This window comes from Rubrivirga sp. SAORIC476 (assembly GCF_002283555.1).
In the GTDB taxonomy this organism is placed as follows: Bacteria; Bacteroidota; Rhodothermia; order Rhodothermales; family Rubricoccaceae; genus Rubrivirga.
Genome location: NZ_MVOI01000003.1, coordinates 139,714 through 146,437 on the forward strand (window position 1 = coordinate 139,714; position 6,724 = coordinate 146,437).

The 6,724-nt window shown below is 71.1% G+C and carries 5 protein-coding genes; 2 read left to right on the forward strand and 3 right to left on the reverse strand.

The genetic code is table 11. The annotated features are described in order from the left end of the window. Positions 1 to 2: 2 nt before the first annotated feature. On the forward strand, positions 3 to 1,832 hold the full coding sequence (locus B1759_RS02435) for an ABC transporter ATP-binding protein (protein WP_095513449.1): 1,830 nt from the start codon (positions 3 to 5) through the stop codon (positions 1,830 to 1,832). Between the two features lie 16 nt (positions 1,833 to 1,848). Here B1759_RS02435 and B1759_RS02440 read toward each other — a convergent pair whose 3' ends face one another. Continuing rightward, positions 1,849 to 3,660: a YcaO-like family protein gene (locus B1759_RS02440; protein ID WP_158225084.1), complete on the reverse strand. Its 1,812-nt coding sequence runs from the start codon at positions 3,658 to 3,660 to the stop codon at positions 1,849 to 1,851. A gap of 52 nt (positions 3,661 to 3,712) precedes the next feature. Then, positions 3,713 to 4,927: a hypothetical protein gene (locus B1759_RS19560; protein WP_233134382.1), complete on the reverse strand. Its 1,215-nt coding sequence runs from the start codon at positions 4,925 to 4,927 to the stop codon at positions 3,713 to 3,715. Between the two features lie 47 nt (positions 4,928 to 4,974). Between B1759_RS19560 and B1759_RS02445 the strand changes: the two genes are divergently transcribed. Beyond that, positions 4,975 to 6,036 carry a SagB family peptide dehydrogenase gene (locus B1759_RS02445; RefSeq protein ID WP_095513451.1) on the forward strand — a complete coding sequence of 354 codons (1,062 nt, stop codon included), beginning with the start codon at positions 4,975 to 4,977 and terminating at the stop codon, positions 6,034 to 6,036. Between the two features lie 22 nt (positions 6,037 to 6,058). Here the strand turns inward: B1759_RS02445 and msrB are convergent, their stop codons facing one another. Continuing rightward, the gene (gene msrB, locus B1759_RS19565; RefSeq protein ID WP_095513452.1) at positions 6,059 to 6,472 is read right to left on the reverse strand and encodes a peptide-methionine (R)-S-oxide reductase MsrB; all 414 of its coding nucleotides are present in this window, start codon (positions 6,470 to 6,472) and stop codon (positions 6,059 to 6,061) included. Positions 6,473 to 6,724 lie beyond the last annotated feature (252 nt).

Below are 6,724 nucleotides of genomic sequence, written 5' to 3' on the forward strand. Positions count from 1 at the left end.
CGATGTCCCGGTACACGAAGAACAACGAGTGGCTGACCCCGTCGGCTCCCCCCAAGCGAATCGCCGTCGGCCCCGTGCTGCGGTTCGCCCGGGAGCTCGCCCCTGCGCGCTGGCGGCTGGGCGTCGCCGCAGCCCTGTCGCTGCTGTTCTCGGCGTCGGCGGCATTCATTCCGCTCCTGTTCCGCACCGTCGAGCGCTCGATCCGCGCTGGGGAGGCCGACGCCGTCGCGCTCGCGCTGCTCGGCTACTTCGCCGTCATGGCGACGCAGCAGGGCGTCGGCCACCTGGTCAACCGGGTCCAGGCGTCGGTCTACACCGAGTTGAGCGAGCGCGCGCTGCTGTCGTACTACGAGACCGTGCTCAACGTCCGGGTGCCGCAGTTCCTCCACATGCGGCGGACGACCAGCCTGTTCCAGCGCGTGATCGACGTGATGAACGTGACGCGGACGTTCACGACCGTCGTCGTGCAGGGCACCCTCAACGTGATCACGCTCGTGGTGCTGGCCGTCGTCATGGCGACCATCGGCTGGCCCATCCTCGTGGCGCTGCTGATCGGCGGGGGGACGATGGCCGCGTACGTGCTCGCGACGACGGGGCGGCTCCGCGAGTTGCACAGCCAGGCCCTCGCGACCGGCTACCCGCTGGTCTCGCGAATGCTGGAGATCATCAACGGCATGCTGACCGTGAAGGCGCTCACGGCCTCGGTCGGCGTCACCGCCGACGTGCAGCGCCTCGTCGAACGGCGGCGAAAGGCGCAGTACCGAGAAGACGTCTACGAGTCCCGCCTCGGCGCCGTCCTGGGGATTCTGCGGACCGCGACGGTGGTGGGCGCGCTCGCGGTCAGCTTCGTGATGCTGGGCGCGGGGCGGCTGTCGATCGCCGACCTGTTCTCGGCCTACATCATCGCGGGCCTGCTGCTGAACCCGGTCCAGGGCCTCGCCCGCCAGTACCGCCAGCTCGCCACCGTCTCCGAGGACCTGATCAAGTACTTCGAGGTGATCGACATGGAGGTCGAGACGACGACGCCCGTGTCGATGGGCGACGGCGCCCTCTTGCCCGCGCCAGTCGTCGACACGCCAGCCCTGGGCGCCCCCCGACGTGAGCCGGGCCGCGTCCAGCTCGACGGCGTCACGTTCGGATACCGCGAGGACACTCCGATCCTGAAGGACCTCCACCTCGACATCCGGCCCGGCGAGCGCGTCGCGCTGATCGGAAAGAGCGGAGCGGGCAAGACGACCCTCTTCCGCCTCCTGATCGGCTTTCTCCAGCCCTCGGCCGGGCAGGTGCGCGTCGGCGGCGAGGACCCGGCGCTCGTGGACGACCTGAACGCCTACCGCCGACGGATCGGCGTCGTCAGCCAGAGCGACTTCCTGTTCGACGTCTCGATCCGCGACAACCTGTGCATCGGGACGCGATCGCGCTCTGAGGCCGAACTCAAGGAGGTGCTGACCCGCGTCAACATGTGGGACGAGGTGGCCACCCTCGACAAGGGCCTGGACGAGGTGTTCTCCGACGACACCATGTCCGGCGGTCAGCGCCAGCGGCTGCTGGTCGCGCGTGCGCTCGTCCGCGACCCCGAATTGATCCTGCTCGACGAGCCGACCTCGGCGCTGGACTTCGAGAACGAGCGCGAGGTGCTCCGCGCGCTCGACCGACTCGTCGAGGGCCGCACGTCGCTCATCATCGCGCACCGCCTCTCGACCGTCCGGAGCGCGGACCGTGTCATCGTGATGCGCGACGGCCGCATCGTGGCCGACGGCTCGCACGACGTCCTCTACGAGACCGACGAGTACTACCGCGCCCTCTGCGACTTCAACAGCTTCATTTCCTGACTCCTCCCCGTGCTCCTCACGCGAAGGGATGCACGTCGGGATTCAGGTCCTCCACCGTGCGCGGGACGGGCACGCCGTACGCCTCGGCGAGGCGTTGGAGCCGGTCCGTGACCGCCACGCGCTGGCTGTCGTGGCCGAACGAGACCGGGAACAGGTCCGGGGCGAGCGCGCGGACACAGAACAGGCCGCGCTCGCGGAAGGGGGTCACCGTGAGGTCCTTGAGCACGAGTTCGGAGCCGAGCTCGCCGAGGCGGTGGGCGATGGCGTTGAGGATGTCCCTGGGGTCGGCCACCGGAAGCGTCGGGAAGAGAGCCGTCGCCTGGACCTGCTCGGCGGCGACCACCCCCGACGGGGGGCAGAAGGCCTCGAGGCGGGCCCGCGCGCCAGGCCCGGCGTAGTACGCGCCGTGATCCCCCACGTCAAGAACGCGCATCGGGTCGGCTTCGAGTTCCGCGATGTACGCCTCGGTGTGTCGCGGCCCGGCCCCCTGAGGGTCGGCCTGGCGGAGTTGCCCCGCGAGTTCGCGGAGGGCGCCCGCCATCGCGTCGGCGACGGAGAGCCCGCCGCCGCCGGTGGTGAGCGTCGCCGGTCCCAGCGCACCGTCGGCACGGAGGGCCAGGAGCCACACCGACGGGATGCCGAGGTCGCTCGTCGTGTCGAGGTAGTGGAGCGCGTACGCAGGATGCGTGGCTGCGACCCGGTCGGAGAGCGCCTGGAAGGCCGCGTTCTCGACCGAGGTGGGGTCGATGGCGCGGCACCGTCGGCGGAGTAGCCAGGAGGTCACGAACCCGTCGCGCTCGGCCAGTTCCAGGACCGCGTGGAGGGCCGCCTCCTCGACGCTCGTGCCCAGCGCGCACCCGTTCGTGGAGGCGCGGACGTGGGGGGCGCCCCGCCGCGCGATGGGCGCCATCCAGACTGCCTGCGCGGGAACGAGGCACACGGCGTCGCGGGTGACGCTGGTCGCCGTCGTCCAGCGGAGCGGCGTTGCAGCGTCGTAGCGCCCCGCCTCGGGCTCGTCGCGGACCGAGAAAAAGAGCCGGTCCGGGTCGATGACGTGCGCCGCGTCTTCGTCGGGGTACCGATCTCGATGCATCGTCAGGGCGTCGCTCACGGGTGCACGCACGGTCTGGGAGTCCGCCGGTTCGTACGTGACCTGGTAGCGCTCGACCGACTCGCACCGGGCCGAGCGGGCAGCGAAAGTGGGGGTCCGGCTGGCGCCTCCGCAAATCTCGACCCGGGAGCCGCGATGCCGCATGCTCTCGGTGATGCAGGACACCAGCCCGGCCTGCCCGTGCACCATTTTCTCCCGTCGGATCGGGCCGGTCGGCGAGAGGAGGCCGTCGACGTCGGGCGTGCCGCCGCGGAGGCTCTCGTTGAGCAGGCGAGAGGCCAGGCGCAGCGCCCCGCTCGGAGCCCCGACGGGGGGATGCCACGGCGTCTGGCAACGGGGGTGGCGGTAGACGGCGCCGACCAAGACCTCCGGAACGCCCGGGATCCATACGCGAGCGGCACCCGACGGGCACTCGGCGAGCAGGTGCGGCACCAGACCCAGCGCGTCGGGATCGTAGGTGGCTCGGAAGCCGTGGTGCTGGACCTCCTCCCAGAGGGCATCGACCTCCGCGTACGGGTGGTTGTCGAGGGCATGACGGGCGACGCACGCGATGCAGGGGGCGTCTGGACGGGCCTCGGTGTGCACCACCAACACCCGGTCGTACCCCACGAGAACGTGGCGCGTTTGCGCAGGCCCTCCTGCCTGGCGGGCTTGCTCCGCGACCGCATCGAGGTCCAGCAGGAGGTCGACCCTGACCGGAGGTCCCGTCGCAGACACACGGAGGGCCTCTGCGAAAGCGGCAGGCAGCCGAGGTGACATGGAAGGGGCGCTACCCGTCATCGCGCACCCCGTACAGTCGCCGTCCCCACACGTCGATGGAGTCGACACGGGGCTCGCCTCCAGGTAGCACGCGAACGAGGGCCTCCCCCGCCCCCTCCGGGTCGGGGGGAGATGTGGCGATGCGCGCGTCCACGGAGACTCCCTGCGCGGCACCGAGCGCGGCGACCAGCGCCGCCGTGACCGCCTCCGCCTCGGACCACCGGACGACCCAGCGCCCTCCGGCCTCCAGCGCATGCACTCCACCCGGAAGCGACAGCGAGCGTGCGCTCAGGTCCACCCCGTCCCGCTGGGCGGCTCGCGCCGAGGCGACGGCCATCCGTCCGGCCGCCTCAGCGCTCTCCCCGAGGTCGACGAGGCCGGGCCGGGCGTCGCGGTCCCGGAGCGTCCAGGCGCGGGCTTCGAGCGCACGGAGTCGGCAGACGGCGGCACTGCGGTCGGCATGGAAGACGAGAGACCCGCAGGCAAGGGAGGCGAGGAAGCCGTCTGCGGCACACTGGCGGACGACGGACACGTCCAGCCCGAGCGTCTGCACGAGGAGCGGCAGCCCGTCGAGCGCCGCGACCGCACCGACGAGCGGCACCTGAGGGACCAGCGTCGCCTCGACGAGGCTCAGTTGCTGTTCCCACGCCGGAGCGGAGGCCTCGGTCGTCAGCACGCCCTCGCAAAGGCCTCGCTCCCCTGCCTCGAACACCGCCGAGGTCGAGCGGGTCGCCATCGAGCGAGCGAGCTCTGTCAGGAATGCTCGCTCGACCGAGTCCAGCGGGAGTGATGCGACGAGCACGACCGCGAGGGGCCGCTCACGCTGCGTGAGGACATCGAGATGGCTCCAGACCGCCGCACGATCGTCCGTGAGCAGCACGTCCGCCGAGGCCTCGACATCGAATACCGCGCCGAGGCCGGGGATCCCGTCGGCCGCCCGCGGTCTCCACGCGAGACACCGAGGCGGTGAGGGCGGCGGTGGCGCGAAAGCTCCCGCCGCATCGAGTTGGGACAGAACCGTCGCCACCCGGTCCCGGACCTCCGGAGGGCTCGCGTCCACGATCTCGGTCGCAGAGTAGCGGCCGTCGAGCGCATGTCGAAGTTGGGCGAACAACGGCGCTGCGGCGTCGCCACTCAGGAGATGCCTCGCGTCGGCAGTGAGAACACGGAGGCCATGCTCCGTCGGGACGAAGAGGGCGCGATCGCTGAGACGAAGTCGATTCATCGCCCGCAATGTAGACCCTTATCATCCTGTCCCCCTCGCCTCTACCGATGCCCGAACCGGACGGCCTTCCGACACCTCGCTACGTCCTGTCCCGATTCGCGTACCTCCGACACGATGGGCAGAGTCTCGTGCTGGAGTCGTCGCTGACACCGGCGCGGCTCCCGGCCAGCGAGGGCCTTCTGGCCCTGCTGCATCGTCTGTCGCGCCCGGTCTCGCTGGCCGCCCTCCTGGACGCACTCCCTCCTGCCTCGCGAGAGGCCACGCGGAATGCGCTCGACCTGCTCGTCGAGCACGGATTCCTCTCGCCTGCCGACGGCACCGAGGCCGACGACGCGCCCTCGCTGTCGACCTGGGAATTCCACGACCTGCTCTTTCACGCCCGCACCCGCCACGGGCGGACGAACGCCCCCATCGGGGGGACCTATCGGTTTGGCGCCGAGATGCCCCTGGAGGTCCTCCCTCCGCCCTCTCCGGACCGCGTCCCCTTGCCTGGGCACGGCCGCCGCGGTCGAATGCCTCTCTCGGAAGCCTTCGAACGCAGAACCTCGACGCGCGACTACGGAGGCGAACCCTTTTCCGTCGCCGACCTCGGCGCGCTCCTGTCGCTCGCCGTTCGCGAGACCCACAGTCAGGGTCGGCGGCGGCGCCCCTATCCGAGTGGAGGCGCCACTTACCCGACTGGGCTGTTCGTCCTCGTGCGCACGTGCGAGGGGCTCTCGCCCGGCGCCTACCGATACCAGCCCGCCGACCACGCGCTCAACCCGGTCGCTGCGGATGCGGAGGACATCGAGACCCTCATCCGCGACGGGGCGAGAGCGGCGGGCGCGGAGGCGCTCGCCCCGATCCTGCTGGTGGTCACGGCTCGCTTCGCGCGGACAGCCTGGAAGTACGAGTCGATCGCGTACAGCCTCGTGCTCAAGGAAGTCGGTGCCCTCTATCAGTCGCTGTGGCTGGCCGGTGCCGCCCTCGGCATCGCGGTCTGCGGGCTCGGCACGGGCAACGCAGACGCCTTCGCCGAGACCCTGGGCCTGGACTACTACCGGGAGACGAGTGTCGGTGAGGTACTCATCGGCCCGCTACCCACTGGCCGTACCGCCCCAGCGTCGTGACCCGGCCGGGCCGCTCTTCCGCTCACGACCTCTCTCCATCCGGCGCGGCCTCGCCTGCCTCGGCGCGGTCGAGGACCAGGCTGGCGGAGTTGACGCAGTAGCGGAGGCCGCCCCGGTCCCGCGGCCCGTCGTCGAAGAGATGACCGAGGTGGCCCCCACAGACCGTGCAGAGCGCCTCGATGCGCACCATCCCATGCGACCGGTCGTCACGGAGCGTCACCGCCCCGCCGATGGCGTCTGTGAAGCTGGGCCAGCCGCTGCCACTGTCGAACTTGGTCTCGCTCTGGAAGAGCGTTGCGCCGCAGCCGGCGCACCGGTACTCGCCGTCCGCCTTCTCGTCGTGGTAGGCGCCCGTGAAGGCGCGCTCGGTGCCCCCCTCGCGGAGGATGCGGTACTGCTCGGGGGTGAGGCGCTGGCGCCAGTCGTCGTCGGTCATGGCTCGAAGGGGAATGACAGGGGGAGTGATACGTCGGTGCAGGACTGGAGAGCCGATGCACTCGGACCGACCGGCCGGGGCGAACCTCAGAACGCGATGGCGTAGACGGCCAAGGCCACGAGGAGGAGCACGAGGACAGTCCCTCCCCACAGCATCCTGGCGCGCGAGTCCGTGCCGGAGACGGCAGGCGGTCCCACGGCGGCGGGCTGGGAGGCGGCCACACGCTCCGCGACCGGCTCCGCGACCGGCTCC